This is a genomic window from Legionella donaldsonii, assembly GCF_900452385.1.
In the GTDB taxonomy this organism is placed as follows: domain Bacteria; phylum Pseudomonadota; class Gammaproteobacteria; order Legionellales; family Legionellaceae; genus Tatlockia; species Tatlockia donaldsonii.
In genome coordinates this window covers 2,372,645-2,394,274 of record NZ_UGOA01000001.1, presented here as the reverse complement: position 1 = coordinate 2,394,274, position 21,630 = coordinate 2,372,645, and the positions used below count along the sequence as shown (strand labels likewise).

Genomic DNA, 21,630 nt, shown 5'->3' with positions numbered 1-21,630 from the left:
CCTAGAAGACGAATTCTTTGGGTTTTGATTTATCAATTAATGGAGGGATGCTTGTTTCGAACAATACTGTTCCATGCCATTTTCCATCCTGCTGTAATGTGTGCAATTGCCCCTGCATCACAGGCTCTTTCCCAATAATGGCAAATAATTTTCCACCTGGCAGCACTTGTAAGCGTTGTGTATCACACAGTGACTCGATAGAGCCAGTAAAAACAACCACATCATAAGGGGCTTTTTCAAGCCAACCACGACAGGCATCGCCGGTTGCCAGCTCAACGTTATTACAGTGGTGGGTTTTTAATTTTTGTTGAGCATGGGTGGTAAATTCTGTGTAATAGTCAACACTGATTACTTTTTTACATAAACGGCTTAAAAGAGCGGTGAAAAAACCGGTTCCAGTACCTATTTCCAAAACGGTTTCACTACCTTGCAGGGCCAAGGCTTGCAGGATTTTACCTTCTTCCAAAGGAGTCAGCATCCGCTGATTATGAGCCAGAGGGATTTGCATATCTGAATAAGCAAAATGCTGAAAAGCATGGGGCACAAACTCATGACGTGGTAGCAAATCGTAAAGGTTGAGAATTTTTTCATCAAGAACATCACCCGTACGAAGTTGTTGCTTAATCATATTGGTTTGAGCGTTAGTCATTGGATCACCATACATTCAATATTTCAGGCGTGATAATGCGATTTTGGCTAAAAATTCTTTATTTTTCTGTTGCACAACAGCAAATAGTTGCGGTCGTCTGTCGTCATACTGCCTAAACAAAGAACTTTCGCGCTAAGTTAACGAATTATCAACCAAACCTAGGTTAAAGTGTTGAGAGGATTTTAGCAAGAATTGCTAAAAGGTGCGATTAATTCAACACTGATTCGTTAATTTAATCTAAAAAGAGGGATTTCTTTTAGAATTGCCCCTCCTCAAAGATAATTTTTTAGAATTAAGAGCATGAAGTGAAATGATTTCATAGTGGAGCTGTGTAAAATTTGTTATTATCGCCCCATTTTGGTGAGACTCAAAGGAGAGAACAGTGCTTGAGCAATTTACCGAGTTTTTGCAATCCGAGTTAGATACCCTCAGAAAAGAGGGGTTATATAAGGCAGAGCGAGTAATATCCAGCCAGCAAAAAGCGGCTGTCCAAGTGAAGGAAGGTGAAGTTATCAATTTGTGTGCAAACAATTATCTCGGGCTTGCCAATCACCCCGATTTAATTGCCGAAGGTCAGAAAGCCCTGGAAAAATATGGTTATGGAATGGCTTCTGTTCGCTTCATTTGTGGTACACAAACACCTCATAAAGCTCTGGAGAAAAGAATAAGCCATTTTCTCAGTAAAGAAGATACTATTCTTTACTCATCTTGCTTTGATGCGAATACCGGTTTATTTGAAACGTTGTTGGGACCAGAGGATGCCATTATAAGTGATGCTCTGAACCACGCCAGTATTATTGATGGGATTCGTTTATGCAAGGCAGCACGGTTTCGTTATGCCAATAATGATATGAAGGATTTGGAAGAACAACTCATTGCTGCCAAGAATGCCCGTTTTCGTTTGATTGCTACCGACGGTGTTTTTTCTATGGATGGTATTATTGCTAATTTACCTGCCATCTGTGAATTGGCTGAGCGATATGACGCTATGGTCATGGTTGATGATTCACACGCTGTTGGTTTTATGGGCGAAACAGGACGCGGTACGCCTGAATATTGTGGTGTGGCAGATAAGATTGACATTATCACCGGTACCCTGGGTAAAGCATTAGGTGGTGCTTCAGGAGGATATACTGCAGCCAATGCAGTCATTATTGATTGGTTGCGCCAACGCTCCAGACCCTATCTTTTCTCCAATACGCTGGCACCAATGATTGCTGATTGTTCAATTGCTGTTATAGACATGCTTGAAACTAGCAATGAATTAGGACAAAAACTAAAACGCAATAGCCAATATTTTCGTGAGGGCATGACTGAGCTTGGATTCACTCTGGTACCAGGTGAGCATCCTATTATTCCTGTGATGTTAGGGGATGCAGCTTTGGCTGGCCGGATGGCAGAGCATTTACTCAAGCAAGGAATTTATGTGGTTGGGTTTTCCTATCCAGTCGTCCCGAAAGGGAAAGCAAGGATTCGTACCCAGATGTCCGCAGCACATGAATTGGAACATTTGGATAAGGCATTGGATGCGTTTGCGAACGTGGGTCGAGAACTTGGAGTTATTTAATCACTTCAAGTTGCTGAGTTCTAACATTTTAAAATTAATAACGTCAGTATAGCTGGTGTTATTAACTGTAGGGGAGTTGCATGAAATCTCTAGTAAAAGCCAAACGCGAACCAGGTATTTGGATGGAAGATATTCCCGTACCTGAGTACAGTGTCAATGACGTGCTGATAAAAATTCATAAAACAGCCATCTGCGGAACTGATATTCATATCTACTCCTGGGATGATTGGGCGCAGGCAACCATTCCGGTACCTATGACAGTGGGTCATGAATTTTATGGTGAAATTGTTGAAGTAGGTCGAGAAGTAAAAGGGCTTAAAGTTGGTCAACGTGTTTCAGGAGAAGGACACGTTACCTGCGGTATATGCAGAAATTGCCGTGCAGGGAAGCGCCATTTATGTCGTAATACCTTAGGCGTAGGTGTTAATCGACCCGGTTGCTTTGCAGAATATCTGGCTATGCCAGCGTCTAATGTGGTGGTCTTACCAGATAATATTAGCGGTGATCAGGCTTCAATTCTTGATCCCTTTGGTAATGCAACACACTGTGCCCTGGCGTTCGATGTTGTCGGTGAAGATGTATTAATTACCGGTGCGGGACCAATCGGTATTATGGCTGTAGCGATTGTACGTCACATTGGCGCACGCCATGTAGTGATCACCGATGTGAATGAATATCGTCTGGAGTTAGCCCGTAAGATGGGAGCTACACGAGCAGTCAATATAAAACGTCAAGCAATTAAAGATGTGATGACCGAGTTAGGGATGACTGAAGGCTTTGATGTTGGTTTGGAAATGTCCGGAAATCCTATGGCTCTAAATGATATGGTCAAAGCGATGAATCATGGCGGCCATATAGCGATGTTGGGAATCCCCCCACAGGAAACAGCGATTGATTGGAATCAGGTTATTTTTAAAGGCTTGGTTATCAAGGGAATTTATGGCCGAGAAATGTTTGAAACCTGGTACAAAATGATAGCAATGTTACAAAGTGGTCTAAATATAGAACCCGTCATTACGCATCATTTCCCAGTGGCAGAATACCAGCAGGGTTTTGAAATGATGGCTTCAGGGCAGTCAGGAAAAGTGATTCTTGACTGGTCTTAGGCGCTGTTACATGCCGACTAGCTTGGCCGTTCTGCTTTGATTTTCTGTACTTCGTTGCTCGCAAATCAAGCTAGAATTTCTGGAGCTAGCGACATGCAGCAGTTCCTATATTAGGTTTTTTATGGGTATTAACAAGTCAGTTGTATGGCGCCCTTGAGAAAATAACAGGTTTGGGTTAACGTCTGCCCATTTTTAGTGGGATGGAGTGTGTATGTCGCAATATATTTTTACTATGAACCGAGTGAGTAAAATCGTTGATAATCAACGTTTTATTTTGAAAGATATTTCCCTGAGCTTTTTTCCAGGCGCTAAAATTGGTGTACTCGGTTTGAATGGTTCGGGTAAATCTACTTTATTGCGTATCATGGCAGGCGTTGATAAACAATTCGAAGGGGAAGCGAGGCCACAACCAGGTATTAAGATTGGTTATTTGGCGCAAGAGCCTGATCTTGATTTAGACAAAACTGTACGAGCGGTTGTAGAAGAAGGCGTGGCTGAAATTAAAGCCAAATTGACTCAATTTGATGAGATCAGCATGCGTTTTGCCGAGCCGATGGGCGATGATGAGATGAATGACTTGCTGGCTAAACAGGGTGAGCTGCAAAATGAAATAGAGGCCTGTGGTGGTTGGGATTTGGATCGCAGATTAGATATTGCTGCCGATGCACTCCGCTTACCTGATTGGGAGGCCAAAATCAGTCTGCTTTCTGGAGGGGAACGTCGGCGTGTGGCATTGTGCCGTTTATTATTATCCAATCCAGACATGTTGTTATTAGATGAGCCAACTAACCATCTGGATGCTGAAAGTGTTGCCTGGCTTGAGCGTTATTTGGAAGAGTTCCCTGGTACGGTGGTTGCAATTACCCACGATAGATATTTTCTTGATAATGCCGCTGAGTGGATTTTGGAACTTGATCGAGGTGAGGGGATACCCTATAAAGGAAATTATACTGCCTGGCTTGAACAAAAAGAGGCTCGTTTGGCCATGGAAGATAAACAGCAAGCGTCACATCAACGAGCTATCAAAGCCGAATTAGAGTGGGTTCGTACTTCGCCTAAAGGACGCCATGCCAAAAATAAAGCCCGTCTTGCACGTTTCGAAGAGATGAACTCCAAGGAATTCCAAAAGCGTAATGAAACCAATGAGCTCTATATTCCACCAGGTGATCGTTTAGGTGATTTGGTCTTGGAAGGAATAAAATTAAGCAAGTCATTTGGCGATCGTCTGTTAATCGATAATCTGAGTTTTCAATTACCTAAAGGTGGAGTGCTTGGTATTATTGGTCCCAATGGCGCGGGTAAATCGACTTTCTTAAAAATGATTACTGGACAAGAAAAACCTGATGACGGTGAGATTCGTGTAGGTGATACAGTCAATTTGGCTTATGTCGACCAGATGCGTGATCATTTAGATGATAACAAAACGGTTTGGCAAGAAATTGCAGACGGACATGACATCATGCAGGTGGGTTCTTTCCAAATGCCTTCAAGAGCCTATGTTGGACGCTTTAATTTTAAAGGTGCGGATCAACAGAAGAAAATGGCACAGTTATCAGGTGGAGAAAGAAACCGTGTCCATTTAGCCAAACTACTTAAGCGCGGTGGAAATGTATTATTGCTTGACGAGCCAAGTAATGATCTGGATGTAGAAACGTTACGTGCACTGGAAGAGGCTATTTTGAATTTTCCGGGTTGTGCGATTGTCATTTCACATGATCGGTGGTTTTTAGATCGTATCTGTACACATTTAATGGCTTTTGAAGGTGATTCGCAAGTCGTTTTTGTTGAAGGAAATTACAGCGATTATGAACTGGATAGGAAGCGGCGATTAGGCGATGAAGCAGATAGGCCGTCGCGTATTAAATATCGTCGTTTAAAATCTTGATACAGAGTTGGCAGCAATTTATACGTTAAATTGCTGCAGTATAAGTATAAAGGTAATTCAAAGTGTATTTTTCTGTGTTATCCTTGCTGCCTGTAAACTTATAGCGCTGTTTAATTTCTATAACCAGGAATTCAAGCTAGCGATAGGTTAACAGTCTGGATGTGTTAATAAACTTAAGAGAGAATTTTTTACCATGAAGAAGTTGTTGTGGGTTTGCTTATTAGGCCTTGGGCTTTCCGGTTGTTTTATGGATACCTGCGATGAGTCTTGTTTTATTACTGATGATAATGGTTACGTCCATAAGACAACCCACTATTTAAATGATAAACGTGGCCGAGATTACTTTCCTTTAAAAGCACCAGCAACAGGAAAAAAACAATTTATTTTTGATCCCAAAGCTTTTGCCTGGGCAGCTTATGATCCAGAGGGTAATCGAGTGATGACTGGAGCTGCTTCAGGAGGAAAAGATTTTTGTGAAGATGTGGGGCAGCCTTGCCGTACGGTGACCGGTAGTTTCCATGTCTACAATAAACGAGGAATTGATTGCCGTTCCGGTGAGTATCCGGTAGAAACAACAGGCGGGGCAAAAATGCCTTATTGCATGTACTTCAACCGCGGTTTTACTATTCATGCTGCTTATGAGGTTCCTTATGCGAACTCAAGCCATGGTTGTATTCGCGTACTTCCCAGTGCAGCAAAATGGCTCAATGAGCAATTTGTTACTGTCGGAACACAGGTTACTGTGCTTTCGTATACCAATGAGAATGGCTCCAACCATTAGGTTATACTATCTTGGTGCTTATGGCTCTTGATGTGCTGTGCTTCTCCGCAATGTGCGTTCATCAAACCATAAGCCCTCAAGCGAGCGAAATGGAAACAACCCCCTAAGCTTGCATTTTAAATCTTAAATCAATGACATCGGCATTAATGCGGATTTTTCCTGTGGTAAAGGGCAGCGATTGATTATTAATCGTTATGCGATTACCAATAGTCGTGTTGGAAAACACATGGCCGTAAAGAAGTTCCAAACTCGCTTCTTTATTAAAATGGTAATCCGTTGCTAACCCAATGAAATATTGAACATCGGAAGGAAAATTAATGGTTCGGAGAGGGTCTCGCTCCGGACCATCATCGATAAGTCCAATTAGTGTAAATCCCAAACTCTCTTTGTATTGATGGTGTATTGCTGCTGAATAAGCCCATGACTCCTTATATTTCATCGTAAATGTAAAGTCTTTATTCACTGGAGGGCGAGCAGCTGTATTGCGAATGCGAGCGTATTGATTAGCATTCCATTCACTGCGGAAGGCTTGTAAACTGGCAAGCCAGGTTTGGCTGAAAAGATGTACGTAATTGAGTATGGTAGTTGCTGGCATACGGAAATTAAAGCTAAGCGCGTTATTAACATCGCCGTCGAATAAACTTTCCCCACGTGTTTTTTGTTTAATAGAAGAATAATAAGCGATACCAAAAAAATTGGTTTGATTGGCCATGTAATAAAGACCAGTATCATAGCCTACACCAAAACCGGAGGTACGATTGATTAAGGTTGCATAATCAGTTTGGTTGATGGGTAAGGCCCAATTTGTTTCATTATTCTTTAGAAAATTAAAATTTAAGCCACCTCCAAAATAAAGTTGCGGATAAATATTCAAAGAAAAACGTGGACTGATATCAACATCCGTCATCAGTGTTTCAGTTGCGGCATAGCGAGTAAATGCCTTTCCTCCATAGACCAGGTTGGAATGAAAAGGTTCCGTCACATCAACAGCAAGAACGATTTTCTCGTTTGCGCGAGCCGCAATGCGGCCAAAAGGAAGTAAACTTACTCGCCGCGAGTGGGCGATACCACTATCATATTGAAAAGTATTAAGATTTAATACGTTGCCTTGAAAACCAATGTCGGCATAAAAGCTAGTACCCCCAATAATGAATTCATTTTTTTTAACTTTAAATAATTCTGCCGGATTGTGATAGCTTAACCCCGCAAAATATTGCAGCACATTTGCCGATGCGTTAACACTGGTAAAGCACAGTATAATCGCGAATTTGTAGCGCATGATTATCCTAATCAAAAAGACGTACAGGTATGAAAAATACCTGTACGGCACTCTATTCACGTTAATTAGATTTCGTCGTACTAGCTGGCGATGTTGTGGTATTTGTTGTTGGAGTGGTTTGAGCACTACCTTGACCAGAAGATTGGCGAGGTGTTGCAATCATTTGCATAATACCAAGATCACCCGAAATTTTTCGTCCGACAACTAAATTAATGGTAAGTGGTTGAGTTAATTTTTCCTTATCATTTTGATAAACCACTTGCAAAGGCAGAACCACTTTCCATTGGTTTTCTTTAAGCTCAGTAATGGTCGGTGTACCATTGACCATAGAGCTGACCATGAGTTGTTGTGATTTAATAGCATTGAGATTACCTGATTTTTGTAAGGCATCATTAAATCCTTGCCATCCTTGATCGGTATAACATGATTTTAAAGTTAATAATTGTTTATCAAGTGTGCTGTAATCAAAATCAAATGATTGGGCCGCAGCTTTCTCTGCCCATTTTAATACCAGCGCTTGCTCAATGTGGGTTGTTTCTGCAGGGATACGATAGTTACAGTCAATGGGTTGGGGGGGCGTAATAGGGGTTACTTGCATGGGAGTTTTTGCTGGTGTAGTTGTAGAAGTCCCTGCGGGTATTACTGTCCCTTGCGATACAGGTGCTGGTGTACCTTGTAGTGCAGGAGTAGGTGTACCCTGTGGCGTAGGAGTAGGCGTACCCTGTGGCGTAGGAGTAGGCGTACCCTGTGGCGTAGGAGTAGGCGTACCCTGTGGCGTAGGAGCAGGCGTACCCTGTGGCGTAGGAGCAGGTGTACCCTGTGGTGTTTGGGTTGGTGCGGTTTGAGAAGGAGCAGGTTGCACTACTGCAGGCGATGCACTTGCTCCCAGTGTTGTAGGTGCTGGTTTTGTTTGCAAGGTGTCGCCAGCGTTACTGTTCGCGGGTTGAGCACTATTTTCAGCATAGATTGTTGTACATAAAACAGTCATCAATCCTGCGCATAGCATGGATTTTTTCATTAATAACACTCCTTTAATAATAATCCAACAACTCTGCCACTAGGCTGGCAGCCAGTCGTGTGGTTTTTTGCTCTTGATCCAGAGGGGGGGAGAGCTCAGCTACATCAAGACTTATCACTTTGCCAGTTTGTAAGATGTATTTCAACAGGGCTAATGCTTGCCATGGTGTTAAACCCAGGGCTTGGGGCGCACTGACCCCTGGTGCAAAGCATTCGGCAAATACATCCAAACAAATCGTTAAATAAATATATTCATGCCGTAAAAGAAACGTATCCAGGAAAGCGAGTTGCCAGGCAATATCCTCATTATGGATTTGTTCTGCGCTAAGATAAGATACTTTTAATTCATCGGCAGTAGCAAACAAACTAGCTGTATTCGCAATATATTGGACTCCTAAACAACAGTAGTCAAAGGATAGCCGATTTTGTTGACAATATTGGCTGATTTGGCGAAAAGGGGTTCCTGAAGTAGCATAATGCCCGTCTTTTAAAGGACGCAGATCAAAATGGGCATCAAAATTAATAATACCTATTTTGGGATAATGAGCAGCCAAACCAGAAAAATGCGGCCATGCAATTTCATGACCACCACCGAAAGCCAAGGTTTTATAACCCTGTTGATGACAAGCCGTAATTAAGGATGCGAATTCTTGTTGAGCAGATTCCAATTGTTCTTGCTCACAGACGATATTACCTATATCGGTAAACTGCTTATCGAGATTGCAGGAAAGTTTTGCTAATTGTTCACGCAATTTGAATGGACCTAATTTAGCGCCAGTACGACCTTCGTTACGCCTGATCCCTTCGTCACTACAAAATCCCAGCATAATCAGGTTTTGCTGGTTATCATGTAGAGTTTGGGAACGCAGATCGATACAACGAACACGTTGGAAGAAACGTTCCCCAGGCAAGCTATCTTGACGCCCTTGCCAAATAGATTGCTCAGTTGGTTCGTAATTTTTTAGGTTTGCAAACATAGTCAATTTCAAAGCAGAAATTTGATATAAGGATAATATATCTTCCTGTATAGGATAATGTCACTGTAATTATTTCTTTATTCTAAAATCGGTGCCAATCCTAAGCAGGTCTGTTATTATCGGGCCTTATTTTAAGAGTAGACCTCTTCAGGAGCTACAGCATTGAAGCACAGCTTCGTTGATGCGGTGCTTGGAGCCTCATGTACTGATGTGTACACTCCGGCTTTGCGTGCCGTTTCTCCTCTGCATTGCTCTCACTGCAACGCGTTTGCGAAAGAAGTCTAGTGTGGTTCGGTATTCTTCTCTGAAGTTCACGAAGTGGTGATTTTAAGTTCTCATCGCTCTTCTGTATTGAGGCCTATAAAATCGATGTTTGCTGGATTACAAGCGAATAGCCAAAGATTAAGCTAGCTGGAGAAATATCATGTTTGTGATTACTGGTGGAGGGAGTGGAATTGGACGGGCTCTGGCTCATGCTTTGGCGGTTCGACAAAAGCAGATTTTAATTGTAGGTCGACGCGAAGAGGCTTTAGTAGAAACGGCAGCCTATTCTCCCCAAATTAGTTACCTTGTTGCGGATGTTTCAACGAGTAAAGGACGCCGGGAAATTGTTGCCCATATAGAGCAAATTCAAATTAACGCGCTTGAGGGGTTGATCCACAACGCGGGTGTTATTGAGCCGATTATGCCTGTTGCTGCTATCGATGAAGCTTCCTGGCAGCAAGTTCTTGCCACTAATCTCAATGCACCTTTATTTTTAACGCAGATGTTGCTTGCCAAATTAGAGCAAGGTCGTGTATTGCATATCGGTTCTGGTGCAGCGCATTTCCCTGTTGCAGGTTGGGCTGCTTACTGTGTGTCCAAGGCGGCTCTAGCTATGCTCACCCGTTGTTTACAGTTAGAAAATCAAAACCTGGCTTTTGCCAGTGTGATGCCTGGGATTATTGATACCGACATGCAGACCACCATTCGACACGCTTCGTTGATGGATGAGGAAAAACGTGATTTTTTCAGGGTTCTCAAGCAAGAAAAACGTCTCTTATCCACTACCACCGTAGCTGATTTTTTAATATGGTTATTAATCGATGTGGATAAAACAGACTATGTAGCCCAAGAATGGGATATCTATGACAAAAGCCACCACCAACAATGGCTCAAGGCATCGCAACAAGTGCCTGACTGGGAGTAAACATGCAGGCATGTGACCGCTTATTATCAAATGCAACGACAATTGATGCACAAGGTAAGCAACTCGAAAATCAAGCGATTGCTATTAGCAAAGGAATGATAGTTTGGTGTGGTGCCATGAGTGAGTTACCTGCCTCTTACTCGCAACAGGCTACTGTTACTGAAGACTGTGGTAATTTATTAATTACGCCAGGCTTGATTGATTGTCATACTCATTTGGTTTATGCCGGTAATCGTGCTGATGAATTTAAGCAACGACTTGAAGGAAAAATTTATGCTGAAATTGCGCGCGCCGGGGGAGGCATTTTATCGACTGTCAGACAAACGCGTGCTGCCTCTGAAGAAGAGCTTTTTCAACAATCATTACCCAGAATGTTGGCTTTACGGGCAGAAGGCGTAACTACCGTTGAGATTAAATCGGGTTATGGTCTAGATTGGGATAATGAGCTTAAAATCTTGCGTGTGGCGAGGCGTTTGGGGGAAGTGGTTGGTCTGCGAGTAAGGACTACTTTTCTAGGGGCTCATGCGGTGCCGCCAGAATATAAAAATAATGCCCAGGCTTATGTCGATTTTCTTTGTCAAGATATGTTGCCTGCTATAGCTGAGATGAGATTGGCTGATGCGGTAGATGTATTTTGTGAATCCATTGGTTTTACCTTGGCTCAAACAGAACAGTTGTTTACCCAAGCAAAGGCCTTGGCTTTCCCTATTAAGTGCCACGCAGAACAATTGTCTAATCTCGGAGCGACAAAATTGGCTGCCAGCTTAGGGGCTCTGTCTTGTGATCATTTAGAGTACCTGGATCGCGAAGGAGTTGCTGCAATGGCTAATAATGGAACAGTAGCTGTCCTGTTACCGGGCGCTTACTATTTTTTACGCGAGACAGTCAAACCGCCTGTAGCGTTGCTGCGTGAAATGGGGGTGGGTATAGCAATTGCCACCGATGCTAATCCAGGCTCATCACCTACGACATCATTATTACTAATGCTCAATATGGCCTGTCAGCTTTTTGGCCTAACAGTACCGGAGGCTTTAATGGCAGTCACGTATCAAGCGGCGAGAGCACTTGATCTGGAGCGGGAAACAGGTTCTCTTGCAGCGGGAATGACTGCGGATTTAGTCCGTTGGTCAATAAAGGATAGTGCCTCACTTTGTTATCACTTTGGTTATCCCATACAACACAGTACAATGGTAGCGGGAAATTGGTTAAGGGAATTTGAGGGAGTACAACGATGAAGAAATTTATTATAAGTCTGTTAGGGCTGAGTTATTTCTTGTTACAGAGTTTGGTTTGGGCAGCACCGCCAAAGACAATAGTCATCAAAAAAGAAACTGCTGATTTTGATCTTAGTATTAAATATCCAGAAGGATTTCCAGATGAAGAAGTGGGTGAAAGGATAAAAGCGTTTATAGCTGAAAGCCAAAAGAGTGCAGCCGCTCTTGAAGTACCTGGGGTGAAAAAGACAGGTGATACTTTGGGAAAAGGTAGTTTATATATTGATTATAAAATAGAGTTTCAAAATAAAAATGCGTTAAGTATCTTGTTCTCCGTATCGGCTTATAGTCAAGGTGCTGCACATCCCAGTAATTCTGTAAAAACGTTCAATTTTATCCAAGGCCAATCAGTGACGTTAGATCATTTGTTTGTACCAAATAGTAATTACTTAAACCAAATAGCCACTATATGCCGTAAAGCTTTAGGGAAGAAAAAAATGACCGATCGGGATTGGTTAATAAAAGGAACAACGGCGACCCAGGAGAATTATAGAAATTGGCATTTTACACAAGATGGTTTAGCTATTGTGTTTGATACTTATCAAGTCGCGCCTTATTTTTACGGTCCACAAACAGTAAAAATTTCTAAATCTGAACTCAAGAACTGGTTACGTCCTGATGTAACCAAAGCAGTATGGGGTAATGAATGAGTACATTTGTTCCGTTTATCAAAGCGGATGAAAAAATTGCTGAATTAACTATTCGTAGTATTGTCTTAGCAATTATTTTGACGATTATTTTGGCCTTATCGAATGCTTATCTGGCGTTAAAGTTGGGCATTTTGACGTCGGCTTCCATTCCTGCAGCTATTATTTCCATGGGTATTTTACGTTTGTTTAAAAACTCTACCATTCTGGAGAATAACGCAGTCCAAACAGCCGCTTCTGCGGGCGAAGCAGTTGCTGGAGGTATTGTCTATACCATTCCTGCATTGATTATTATTCAATACTGGGATGGTTTTGATTATCTCACTAATTTTTTTATTGCTGTCTGTGGTGGTATTTTGGGTGTTTTATTTTCAATTCCTCTTCGCCGGGTTTTAGTGAATGAACCGGTGTTAAGATTTCCGGAGGGGAGGGCTATTGCCGAAGTATTGAAATCATCAGCAGAAAAAGCGGGTATTCGAGATATTTTTCTCGGGGGGGCTGTAGGTGGCCTGCTGGAGCTCTTCCAAACCGGTTTTAAAATTATTGCAAACAATTGGAGTTTTTGGTTTTCGATCAAGCGTTCGCTATTAGGTTTTGGTGTGGGATTTTCTGCAACGATGATAGGGGCCGGTTATTTAGTCGGACATGAAATGGCTTTGAGTATTTTCTTGGGGGCTATTATTTCCTGGCTGATAGCCATGCCGATTATTAGTCAATTTTACCCAGAGTTTCTTACCCATTATCCTGCACAAAAAGCGGCTACTTTTCTCTGGAATAGTGAAATGCGTTATTTAGGGATTGGAGCAATGCTTTTTGCCGGTACCTGGACTTTCTTGAAATTAATAAGGCCTTTACTTAAGAGTATGCGGATTTCTTTCCGTGCTTTTATGTCTAAAAGTCATCAAGAAACGCAATTGCCGCGCACGGATAAAGACATTCCCATGCCCTTTATTTTAATTGGCGTAACACTTATGTCTGCTATTTTATTTTTGTTTTTTCAATTTATTTTCCCTTTGGAGGAAATCGGGCTGGACGGTGATTTCGCCCCTACCTTAGTGTTTGGGGCAGTACTCTATGTTTTGATCATTGGCTTTTTATTCTCGGTTATTACAGGCTATTTTTCAGGTATGGTCGGAGTAACAGCGAGTCCTGGTAGTGCAATAGTTATTGCCGGCATGCTATTTGCAGCCTGGATATTGCTGACGATGATTAACAAGCTTTTACCGTTACCTTTTAGCGTTAACCAGATTAAGGCAGCAGAGGCAATCACAATTATTATTGGTTCGGTGGTAACAGGCATTGCTGCTATTGCCAACGATAATACGCAAGATTTGAAGGTGGGACAATTGGTTGGCGCGACTCCGTGGAAGCAGCAGGTTATGCTTTTGCTAGGGGTAATCATTTCTTCCTTGGTAATACCACCTGTCATGCAATTGATGTTTGATGTCTATGGTATTGCAGGGGTTATGCCTCATGATGGAATGGATCCTGGCCAGTCACTGCCCGCACCCACCGCTGCATTAATGGCGGCAATCACTGAAGCAGTATTTCGTAATGCCTTGCCTTGGACGATGATGTTTATCGGAGCAGCAGTAATTCTCGCGCTTATTTTTTTCATCCATGTAGTTAAATTAGATCGTTGTATTAGACTTTCTATATTAGGCGTTGCTATAGGAATGTATTTACCAATCGCTTCTTCTTTTCCTTTATTTCTTGGCGGAATGATTGCAATGGTCACGCAGTGGCGTCTCAGTAAAAAGAAGCTTCCTGATGAAGAAAGTCAGCTACGGAGACAAAGGGGGGTGTTGATTGCCTGTGGCTTGGTAGCAGGTTCAGCATTGGTTGATGTTTTATTAGCTATCCCCTTCTCTATTTTCCATACTCCCAATGCATTAACCATGGTAGGAAAGAATTGGCAGAATTATGGAATCATGTTAGGTATTGTCTCGACCCTGATACTGGCGTATTGGATAGAGCGTCGTGTCTGTGGAAAAAAATAAAAGGATAGCCCCGAATTGGGGCCGTCATTTTATTAACGAGAGTAAATCTTAGGGTAGAACTAAAAGAAACCGGGTATTAAATAATAAACCATGCTAGTGATACCGAAAATAATGCCAAGGGTTTTAAAAAATACAGGAAGATCCAAGGCAGGATCCGGTTTAAGATGATAACTATAGGCTCCAATTAGGCCACAAGCAGAACCAAGAAAAAAACCACCCATCACATCAGTTAGCCAATGAACTTTTAGTATTAGGCGTGCGATAGATTCCGCTAAAATCAAACAAAAAATGGTCATTGTTAACCACCGACTCGATTTAATCTTGGGACTCACAATTGCCAATATAAAAATTAAATAAGCTGAGCATAGGGCGACATGCCGACTTGGGAAGGCAAAGCTCTCTATAACACCATGCTCTTCAGGCCGGGGAATGGGGAAAAAATTCTTGAAGAGGAACGCTATGGTAGCGGCTAAAACAATGACAAGAAAAAAATGCACGGCAAGTCTTCTCTGTGCTTGAAAAAATAAAAATAGACTAGTCAATATCAGTGCTGGGACAACTATATACTTGTTTCCTAAAATAGAGAGAAAAGTAGCAGCGAGAGTAAGGTAAGATGTTTGTATCGTCTCAATGGTGCGATGCACATACGTATTAAGAAAGAGATAGGGACCGTGCCACGCGACAATGGCGGTTAAGAAAAGAAATAAAAAAAGGCATACAATAATGCCCAACAGATAATAAGACAGTCGGTTCTGATTATTCCGTATCACAGTAATCCTTAAAAGCCAATTTACATTTCTAAATAACGTTGTATGTTAGAACAACGACAAAGATAACAGTAAAAGGTTATTATAAGCTTGTAAATCTTATTCTTTCGACTTCGAATTGGCCTTCTTGCATAACCTGTGTATTTTTGTGTTTTCGTGCAAGGCGGAGCGTTTCGGACGGAGGTTAGCACTGCAATGCAGCAATAAACCAACGATGCCGATTAGTAAATGTGAGCAACATTTAAAATGCAAATTTTAGCGAAGAGCATACAATGGATAAAAAATGAAATTAGAGGATGGTTCCTCTTGCTTGGCATGATTGTCTTAATACCCTTTGCCGTTCTTTTCCTGGTTACTGAGAATTCCTATTGGTTAGAAGTATCGGTCTTAGCGATGGCAACGTTAATCGTTGAGGAAAAATTGCAGCTTACTGTCTTGGGAGTATTACTGCATGGGTTAGCAATCATTTTCTTATTTTATTTATTATTTTTTACCCAAGAGCTGCCTATACTTTTTATTTTAAGTAGCACCTTGTCAGCCACAGCGATCATCTGGATAGCCTGCAAAGGTGATAAGTTACGGACATTGGGAAATTGGACATTTATTCCAGCTATCATTCTTTCCATAGAACTCGCTTCTGAAATGAAACCAGTCTTTTCCTTATACAGCTTCACTCGTTTAGTGCCTTATTTACTTGTGGCCTTGATTCCTACCTTAGCCATTACCTTGTTTAATCAAATAAAATTTTATAAAGACAGCAAAGGTTATCAATTTCTACAACTCTCGTATTTGTCTGATTTTGGTGCGAAAAAGAATAATACCGAGAGCATGATCGCAATGGCTTTGGGTGTCGGTGTTTCAGCCTTTTTAGTCCAATATATTCCGATGCAAAATGGTCAATGGATGATTTGGGGAGTCGCAAGTGTTATTACAGGAGAAATCGAAACAACGCCTGGGAAGTTCCATCAGCGTCTTATTGGTGTTTTAATTGGTGTTCCAGTAGGTATTCTACTTGGCCAATTTGTTGTTCCTTCTACGCCTTTTGATTTAACGCTTACTACAGTTGCGCTGTTTTTAACGCTGGTAGCCTTTCGGCGTTATATCATCGCTTACACGCTACGCTGTGTCTTCGTGGCAACAGTGGTGATGTTGATTACGCACTCAAGAGCAATCGCTTTTGAACGCCTTTCTCACGTGATTATTGGTGGTGGGATAGGACTGGTGTGTGCAATGCTGTGCCATTTCTTAAATAGGACTTACGCAAAACGTCGATCACTTCGTTAAAATTTGCTTTTAATTCGGGCTTTAGTGAGGCTAAATTCTCTCGTTAAAATCAAATGTTGCCTTTGCCTCGACTCAATGTTTTTCCTAAGTCTTTTTGAAATTAACTCGTTAATTTTAATTAGTATTATCTTGCAGAAGCATTTTAAATTTTTCTAGCTCCGTTATTACCTCATTACACTGCAAACCCTGGCAAATATAAGCACAGGTTTTTCCCTGTGGCTTTTTTGTAGAAAGGGCTTGGGGAAGATTTAGCGTTTCATTGGGTATGGCAAAGGTATAAGGGTTACGTGGTCGCGCATATTCCCACCAAGAGTTGATTTCATCTTGTTTGCCACGAATAATCACCACTTGCGGTGGGGTTAAATAATCGCTTAACCCTTGTAGTAAACTGCAGTGTTCCGCAGGAAATTGCATTAAAGCTGCCCAGGCGGTCTGCAACGTTTTTTCTGCGGCGTTTAAATAGCGTGGTTCACCTAATAAATGACCAAGAGTTAGCAAAGCTCTGACGAGGATCCCATTTCCAGCAGGTATTGCGTCATCAGACATTGTTTTGGGGCGATATAATAATTTTTCATGATTGTCAGCGGTGAAGAAGAATCCTCCAGCCACTTGATCAGAAAAATGGTTTAATACGCTATCAGCCAGTTCGATAGCAAAAAATAAATGTTCAGTATGCCAAGAGATGGTCAACGAAGTCAGTAGCGCATCAATTAAAAAAGCGTAATCATCCAAATAGGCTTGAAGATAAGCGTCACCATCTTTATAACTGGCTAGTAATTGTTGTTTACAATAAAGTTTTTCTTTAATGAAGCGAATTGCTCGTTCAGCGGAGTTCAGGTAGCGCTGCTCCGCCAAATAATATCCGGCAAGGAGCATACCTTTAATCATCAAGCTATTCCATGAAGTCAAAATTTTTTCATCACGAAAAGGTTTTGGTCGTTGATTACGTTTAGCGAGTAGTTTCTTTTTTGCCGTGGACAGCAGTTTTTTAGTATCTGCCATGGAGAGGGTTAGCTGTTTACTGACTTTTTCTAAAGGCTGAGCAACATAAAAATGCCAATATTGCTCAAAATTAGGTGGTTGTATTAAACCGAAATAATGGCTCAGGACAGCATATTCTATTTCAGTGAGTTCAGCCTGAATCTCTGTGTTGTCCCAACGATAAAATTTTCCTTCTTCCCCTTCAGAGTCTGCATCGAGACTGGAGTAATACCCGCCTTCGGAAGATTGCATTTCCTCAATTACCCATTCGGCGGTTTCAGCAGCAATTTCGTGGAAAAATGCCTCTGCGTGATTTTGGCCAGCAATCGAGTAGAGCATTAATAATTGCCCATTATCGTAAAGCATTTTTTCAAAATGAGGGATGTTCCATTTTTCGTCAACCGAATAACGATAAAAGCCTCCTGCTAATTGGTCATAGATCCCACCTTTTGCAATATGCTCCAGAGTGGCTGAAGCAAGGGGTGAATGATGGTCTAGTAAATAATCAAGCTTAGGTGCTTGAGGAAATTTGGGAGCGACACCAAAGCCACCATGATTCGCATCATAACTTGCAGACAGATTATACAGAGCGAGCTCTAAGGGACGATTATTTAAAACGGAATTGGTCGGGCTATGTCGCTGTTGCTGCAAGATTTTTTTTAATTGCTTGGCTTGTTCTTGGATATCCTGTTGTTGATTGTTATAGATCGCAGTAACGAAGTGCAAAATTTTTTTAAAGGCGGGTAATTGATAGTGGTCTTCGCGAGGAAAATAAGTCCCACTGAAAAAAGGGGTAAGATCAGATGCTAAAAAAATCGTCAGAGGCCAGCCACCGTGTTGTTGGCTTAAAAAATAATGGGCTGTTTGGTAAATTTTGTCCAAATCGGGTCGTTCTTCTTTATCTACTTTTATATTAATAAAGCCTTTATTCATCTCCATCGCGGTTTCTTCGTCTTCAAAGGACTCATGGGCCATGACATGACACCAATGGCAGGCAGCGTAACCTATAGAAAGCAGAATCGGCTTATTTTCTTCCCGTGCTTTGTCAAGGGCTGCTTTTCCCCAAGGATACCAGTCTACGGGATTATGGGCATGTTGTTGTAGATAAGGGCTTTTTTCGTGAAGCAGGTGATTTGCTTTTTGTTCCTTGACCATACTGAAATCCCGAATTAGGGTAAGGGTAAGCATGCCTGTGTAACAAGACGATGTAAAGGCAAGAATCCATTCTTGTCATGTTAGTTTTGAACTGTTGTTTAAGCGGTGTGATGAGTGCCCATGGCTTGATATTCGCGCATCGCAGCGGGGCATACACGTTAGTCTATGTGAGCAGCGAAACGCGCAATATCAAACCATAAACCCTGTAGGTCGGCGATCTTGACTCAACATGTTTCCAAATAATAACCTGTTGGACGAAGCGCCCACCTCCTGCCTAGAGTGTTTCTACCGTTTTTTTATGGTGTAACAACTTACTCTTGGTTAGTTTTGCCTGAGCTAATTTTTCTTGTTCTTTACTAATAATTTCAGCAGGTGCTTTGTCAGTAAATTTAGGGTTACCAAGTTTACCTTCAGCAAGAGCTATATCTTTATCCAATTTAGCAATTTCTTTTTCTAGACGAGATAATTCTGCTTGTTTGTCAATGAGGCCTGCCATAGGAATAAGTAACTCGAGCTCACCAACTACAGCAGAGGCTGAAACTGATAGTGATTCATTCTTATCCATGCAACGGATGTGAGTCAGTTTATTTAACGCAATTAAAGTTCCATGATATTTCTTAATCCGCTCTTCTATTACCGGTGTTACGTTTCTGAAATGTAAGGGAATTAATTTAGCAGGGGAAATAGTCATTTCACTGCGAATGGTACGGACAGATTGAATGACTGACTTTAACCAGGCTAATTCTTCTTCCACGTCAGGATTAATGAAATCCTTGTTTACCTGCGGGTAGTGACTTAGCATAATGGTTTCACCATTTTGGCTGGTAAGTTTGCTGGTACGTTGCCATATTTCTTCAGTAATGAACGGCATAATAGGGTGCAAGAGTTTTAAGATCTGATCAAGCACATGAATCAGAGTACGCCGAGTTCCTCGCTTCATCGCTGCCAAGGCATTATTGTCATAGAGCACTGGTTTTGATAATTCAAGATACCAATCACAATACTCATGCCAGACAAACTCATACAGTGTGTTTGTCAGTAAATCAAAACGGTAGGTTTCAAAATAATGATGGCACTGAGTAATCGTATGTTGCAGACGTGAAAGTATCCATTGATCGGCAGGACTATATTGAAATGCGCCATCACCAAAATCAATCTGCTCCTCATCGGTATTAAGTAATACATAACGTGAAGCATTCCATAGCTTATTACAAAAATTTCTATACCCTTCAACTCGCCCCATATCGAAACGTACATTTCGACCGGTGGATGCTAACGAACAAAAGGTAAAACGAAGTGCATCAGTCCCAAAAGAGGCAATGCCTTCTGGAAATTCTTTGCGGGTGGCCTTTGCTATTTTATCACGTACTGAAGGCAACATCAGGTTGGAAGTTCGTTTTTCAATGAGTTTGTCGAGATCAATCCCATCAATAATATCAATAGGATCCAAGACATTCCCTTTGGATTTAGACATTTTTTGCCCTTCGCTATCGCGAATAAGCCCAGTAATGATGACCTCTTTGAAGGGGACTTTACCTGTAAATTTTAAGCCCATCATAATCATGCGGGCAACCCAAAAGAAAATAATATCAAAGCCAGTTACCAAGACTGACGTTGGGTAAAATTGTTCAAGCTCCGGCGTACGTTCTGGCCAGCCCAAGGTGGAGAAAGGCCAAAGTGCAGAAGAAAACCAGGTATCCAGAACATCTTCATCTTGTTTTAATGAGACGGATTCATCCAGGGAATATTTAAAGCGAACATCGTTTTCACTATAGCCAACATAAACATGGCCATGGCTGTCATACCAGGCTGGAATACGATGTCCCCACCATAATTGTCTACTAATACACCAATCTTCAATGTTTTCCATCCATTGAAAATACGTTTTAGACCAATTCTCAGGAATAAAGCGGATTTCTCCCTTTTCAACGGCTTCGATAGCTGGTTCAGCCAACGGTTTAATTTTTACATACCATTGATCAGTTAAAAGTGGCTCGATGATAACATTCGATTTTTCGCCGCGAGGCACTTTTAATTTGTGTGGTTCAATTTTAACTAAGAGCTCTGCTTTACCCAGGTCTTGAATAATGAGTTCACGAGCTACAAAGCGATCCATCCCCTGGTAAGGTAAGGGGGCGTTCTTATTGATGGTTGCTTTTTTTGTTAGGATGTTAATTGACGGCAAATTGTGGCGTTTACCAATTTCGTGATCATTAAAATCATGAGCTGGCGTAATTTTGACACAACCACTACCAAATTCCATATCGACATAGTCATCTGCAATAACAGGAATCGTTCTGTCACATAAAGGAAGTTGTAGCTGTTTACCGATCAAATGTTGATAGCGGGGATCATCTGGATGAACGGCAACCGCTGTATCACCAAGCAAAGTTTCTGGTCTTGTTGTGGCGATAATAATTGATTCGCTTGAATCAACGACAGGGTAGCGTATATGCCATAAACACCCATCTTCTTCTTCAGAAATAACTTCCAGATCTGAAACAGCTGTACCTAATTTGGGATCCCAATTTACCAGACGGGTACCGCGATAGATAAGCCCTTCATCGTATAATTGAACAAATACTTTTTGTACAGCAGCTGACAAGCCTTCATCCATGGTAAATCGTTCGCGCGACCAATCCACGGAAGAACCGATGCGGCGCATCTGGCTAGTAATCTGATTTCCTGATTCTTCCTTCCAACGCCATACATGCTCTAGAAATTCCTCACGACTCATGTCTTTGCGGGATAATCCCTTGCTATCCAATTGGCGTTCCACAACGAGTTGCGTTGAGATTCCCGCATGATCAGTACCAGGTTGCCAAAGGGTTTTTGCGCCTTGCATACGTTTATACCGAATCAGGGCATCCATTAAAGTATGTTGAAAACCATGTCCCATATGTAAGCTACCGGTTACATTAGGAGGAGGTAACATAATGCAATAAGCCTTTCCTTCGCCGCGCGGCTGAAAATAATGGTGGCTTTCCCATTTTTCATAGCATGCACGTTCTATCGCTTGGGGGGAATAAGTCTTATCCATGATTTAACCTGTACTGGTGAAAATCGCGAATT

General features: G+C 41.7%; 16 protein-coding genes. 9 read left to right on the top strand and 7 right to left on the bottom strand.

Going from position 1 to position 21,630, the window contains the following annotated elements; all coding sequences use genetic code 11:
• Position 1: 1 nt before the first annotated feature.
• Positions 2-649 (bottom strand): protein-L-isoaspartate O-methyltransferase family protein, encoded by a 648-nt coding sequence (locus DYC89_RS10815; RefSeq protein WP_228363273.1) that lies wholly within the window; start codon positions 647-649, stop codon positions 2-4.
• Between the two features lie 382 nt (positions 650-1,031).
• On the opposite strand from DYC89_RS10815, the gene DYC89_RS10810 reads away from it, so the two are divergent.
• From DYC89_RS10810 to DYC89_RS10795, 4 genes are all read left to right on the top strand, one after another.
• Entirely contained in the window at positions 1,032-2,216 is a 1,185-nt protein-coding gene (locus DYC89_RS10810) for a glycine C-acetyltransferase (protein WP_115221792.1), read from the top strand.
• An 80-nt stretch (positions 2,217-2,296) separates the two neighbouring features.
• Positions 2,297-3,322, top strand: a complete 1,026-nt coding sequence (gene tdh / locus DYC89_RS10805) for an L-threonine 3-dehydrogenase (protein ID WP_115221791.1) — start codon at positions 2,297-2,299, stop codon at positions 3,320-3,322.
• A 211-nt stretch (positions 3,323-3,533) separates the two neighbouring features.
• Positions 3,534-5,207, top strand: coding sequence for an energy-dependent translational throttle protein EttA (ettA, locus tag DYC89_RS10800; protein ID WP_115221790.1), 1,674 nt, complete (start codon positions 3,534-3,536; stop codon positions 5,205-5,207).
• Between the two features lie 193 nt (positions 5,208-5,400).
• A complete protein-coding gene (locus DYC89_RS10795) occupies positions 5,401-5,988 on the top strand; it encodes a L,D-transpeptidase (RefSeq protein ID WP_115221789.1) in 588 nt (195 codons plus the stop codon).
• Between the two features lie 103 nt (positions 5,989-6,091).
• Here the strand turns inward: DYC89_RS10795 and DYC89_RS10790 are convergent, their stop codons facing one another.
• The 3 genes from DYC89_RS10790 to hutG form a co-directional block, all read right to left on the bottom strand.
• The gene (locus tag DYC89_RS10790) at positions 6,092-7,267 is read right to left on the bottom strand and encodes an OmpP1/FadL family transporter (protein ID WP_181879381.1); all 1,176 of its coding nucleotides are present in this window, start codon (positions 7,265-7,267) and stop codon (positions 6,092-6,094) included.
• 61 nt (positions 7,268-7,328) lie between these two features.
• On the bottom strand, positions 7,329-8,285 hold the full coding sequence (locus DYC89_RS16720; protein ID WP_245953984.1) for a DotI/IcmL family type IV secretion protein: 957 nt from the start codon (positions 8,283-8,285) through the stop codon (positions 7,329-7,331).
• A gap of 13 nt (positions 8,286-8,298) precedes the next feature.
• Positions 8,299-9,261, bottom strand: a complete 963-nt coding sequence (hutG, locus tag DYC89_RS10775) for a formimidoylglutamase (protein WP_115221788.1) — start codon at positions 9,259-9,261, stop codon at positions 8,299-8,301.
• A 424-nt stretch (positions 9,262-9,685) separates the two neighbouring features.
• On the opposite strand from hutG, the gene DYC89_RS10770 reads away from it, so the two are divergent.
• From DYC89_RS10770 to DYC89_RS10755, 4 genes are read left to right on the top strand one after another with little or no spacing between them, the layout of a single operon-like run.
• Positions 9,686-10,450 (top strand): SDR family NAD(P)-dependent oxidoreductase, encoded by a 765-nt coding sequence (locus tag DYC89_RS10770; RefSeq protein WP_115221787.1) that lies wholly within the window; start codon positions 9,686-9,688, stop codon positions 10,448-10,450.
• Between the two features lie 2 nt (positions 10,451-10,452).
• Positions 10,453-11,685 (top strand): imidazolonepropionase, encoded by a 1,233-nt coding sequence (gene hutI, locus DYC89_RS10765; RefSeq protein ID WP_115221786.1) that lies wholly within the window; start codon positions 10,453-10,455, stop codon positions 11,683-11,685.
• Positions 11,682-12,374: a DUF3298 and DUF4163 domain-containing protein gene (locus tag DYC89_RS10760; protein ID WP_115221785.1), complete on the top strand. Its 693-nt coding sequence runs from the start codon at positions 11,682-11,684 to the stop codon at positions 12,372-12,374. The genes hutI and DYC89_RS10760 overlap by 4 nt, the downstream gene beginning before the upstream one ends.
• Complete coding sequence (locus DYC89_RS10755; protein WP_115221784.1) at positions 12,371-14,371, top strand: OPT family oligopeptide transporter; 2,001 nt, start codon at positions 12,371-12,373, stop codon at positions 14,369-14,371. The genes DYC89_RS10760 and DYC89_RS10755 overlap by 4 nt, the downstream gene beginning before the upstream one ends.
• Positions 14,372-14,430: 59 nt before the next feature.
• Here the strand turns inward: DYC89_RS10755 and DYC89_RS10750 are convergent, their stop codons facing one another.
• Complete coding sequence (locus DYC89_RS10750; protein ID WP_181879380.1) at positions 14,431-15,141, bottom strand: phosphatase PAP2 family protein; 711 nt, start codon at positions 15,139-15,141, stop codon at positions 14,431-14,433.
• A gap of 243 nt (positions 15,142-15,384) precedes the next feature.
• Here DYC89_RS10750 and DYC89_RS10745 point away from each other — a divergent pair, with 243 nt between their 5' ends.
• Positions 15,385-16,422, top strand: a complete 1,038-nt coding sequence (locus DYC89_RS10745; protein ID WP_115221782.1) for an FUSC family protein — start codon at positions 15,385-15,387, stop codon at positions 16,420-16,422.
• A 114-nt stretch (positions 16,423-16,536) separates the two neighbouring features.
• Here the strand turns inward: DYC89_RS10745 and DYC89_RS16715 are convergent, their stop codons facing one another.
• Together DYC89_RS16715 and DYC89_RS10735 are read right to left on the bottom strand one after the other, a co-directional pair.
• Positions 16,537-18,558, bottom strand: coding sequence for a thioredoxin domain-containing protein (locus tag DYC89_RS16715; RefSeq protein ID WP_115221781.1), 2,022 nt, complete (start codon positions 18,556-18,558; stop codon positions 16,537-16,539).
• 274 nt (positions 18,559-18,832) lie between these two features.
• Positions 18,833-21,598 (bottom strand): valine--tRNA ligase, encoded by a 2,766-nt coding sequence (locus tag DYC89_RS10735; protein ID WP_115221780.1) that lies wholly within the window; start codon positions 21,596-21,598, stop codon positions 18,833-18,835.
• Positions 21,599-21,630 lie beyond the last annotated feature (32 nt).

What these genes read in the sequence shown, in the direction of transcription:
- DYC89_RS10815 (WP_228363273.1), bottom strand. Translation starts at nt 649, where the DNA reads ATGACTAACGCTCAAACCAATATGATTAAGCAACAACTTCGTACGGGT.
- tdh (WP_115221791.1), top strand. Translation starts at nt 2,297, where the DNA reads ATGAAATCTCTAGTAAAAGCCAAACGCGAACCAGGTATTTGGATGGAA.
- ettA (WP_115221790.1), top strand. Translation starts at nt 3,534, where the DNA reads ATGTCGCAATATATTTTTACTATGAACCGAGTGAGTAAAATCGTTGAT.
- DYC89_RS10795 (WP_115221789.1), top strand. Translation starts at nt 5,401, where the DNA reads ATGAAGAAGTTGTTGTGGGTTTGCTTATTAGGCCTTGGGCTTTCCGGT.
- DYC89_RS10790 (WP_181879381.1), bottom strand. Translation starts at nt 7,267, where the DNA reads ATGCGCTACAAATTCGCGATTATACTGTGCTTTACCAGTGTTAACGCA.
- DYC89_RS16720 (WP_245953984.1), bottom strand. Translation starts at nt 8,285, where the DNA reads ATGAAAAAATCCATGCTATGCGCAGGATTGATGACTGTTTTATGTACA.
- hutG (WP_115221788.1), bottom strand. Translation starts at nt 9,261, where the DNA reads ATGTTTGCAAACCTAAAAAATTACGAACCAACTGAGCAATCTATTTGG.
- DYC89_RS10770 (WP_115221787.1), top strand. Translation starts at nt 9,686, where the DNA reads ATGTTTGTGATTACTGGTGGAGGGAGTGGAATTGGACGGGCTCTGGCT.
- hutI (WP_115221786.1), top strand. Translation starts at nt 10,453, where the DNA reads ATGCAGGCATGTGACCGCTTATTATCAAATGCAACGACAATTGATGCA.
- DYC89_RS10760 (WP_115221785.1), top strand. Translation starts at nt 11,682, where the DNA reads ATGAAGAAATTTATTATAAGTCTGTTAGGGCTGAGTTATTTCTTGTTA.
- DYC89_RS10755 (WP_115221784.1), top strand. Translation starts at nt 12,371, where the DNA reads ATGAGTACATTTGTTCCGTTTATCAAAGCGGATGAAAAAATTGCTGAA.
- DYC89_RS10745 (WP_115221782.1), top strand. Translation starts at nt 15,385, where the DNA reads ATGCAAATTTTAGCGAAGAGCATACAATGGATAAAAAATGAAATTAGA.
- DYC89_RS16715 (WP_115221781.1), bottom strand. Translation starts at nt 18,558, where the DNA reads ATGGTCAAGGAACAAAAAGCAAATCACCTGCTTCACGAAAAAAGCCCT.
- DYC89_RS10735 (WP_115221780.1), bottom strand. Translation starts at nt 21,598, where the DNA reads ATGGATAAGACTTATTCCCCCCAAGCGATAGAACGTGCATGCTATGAA.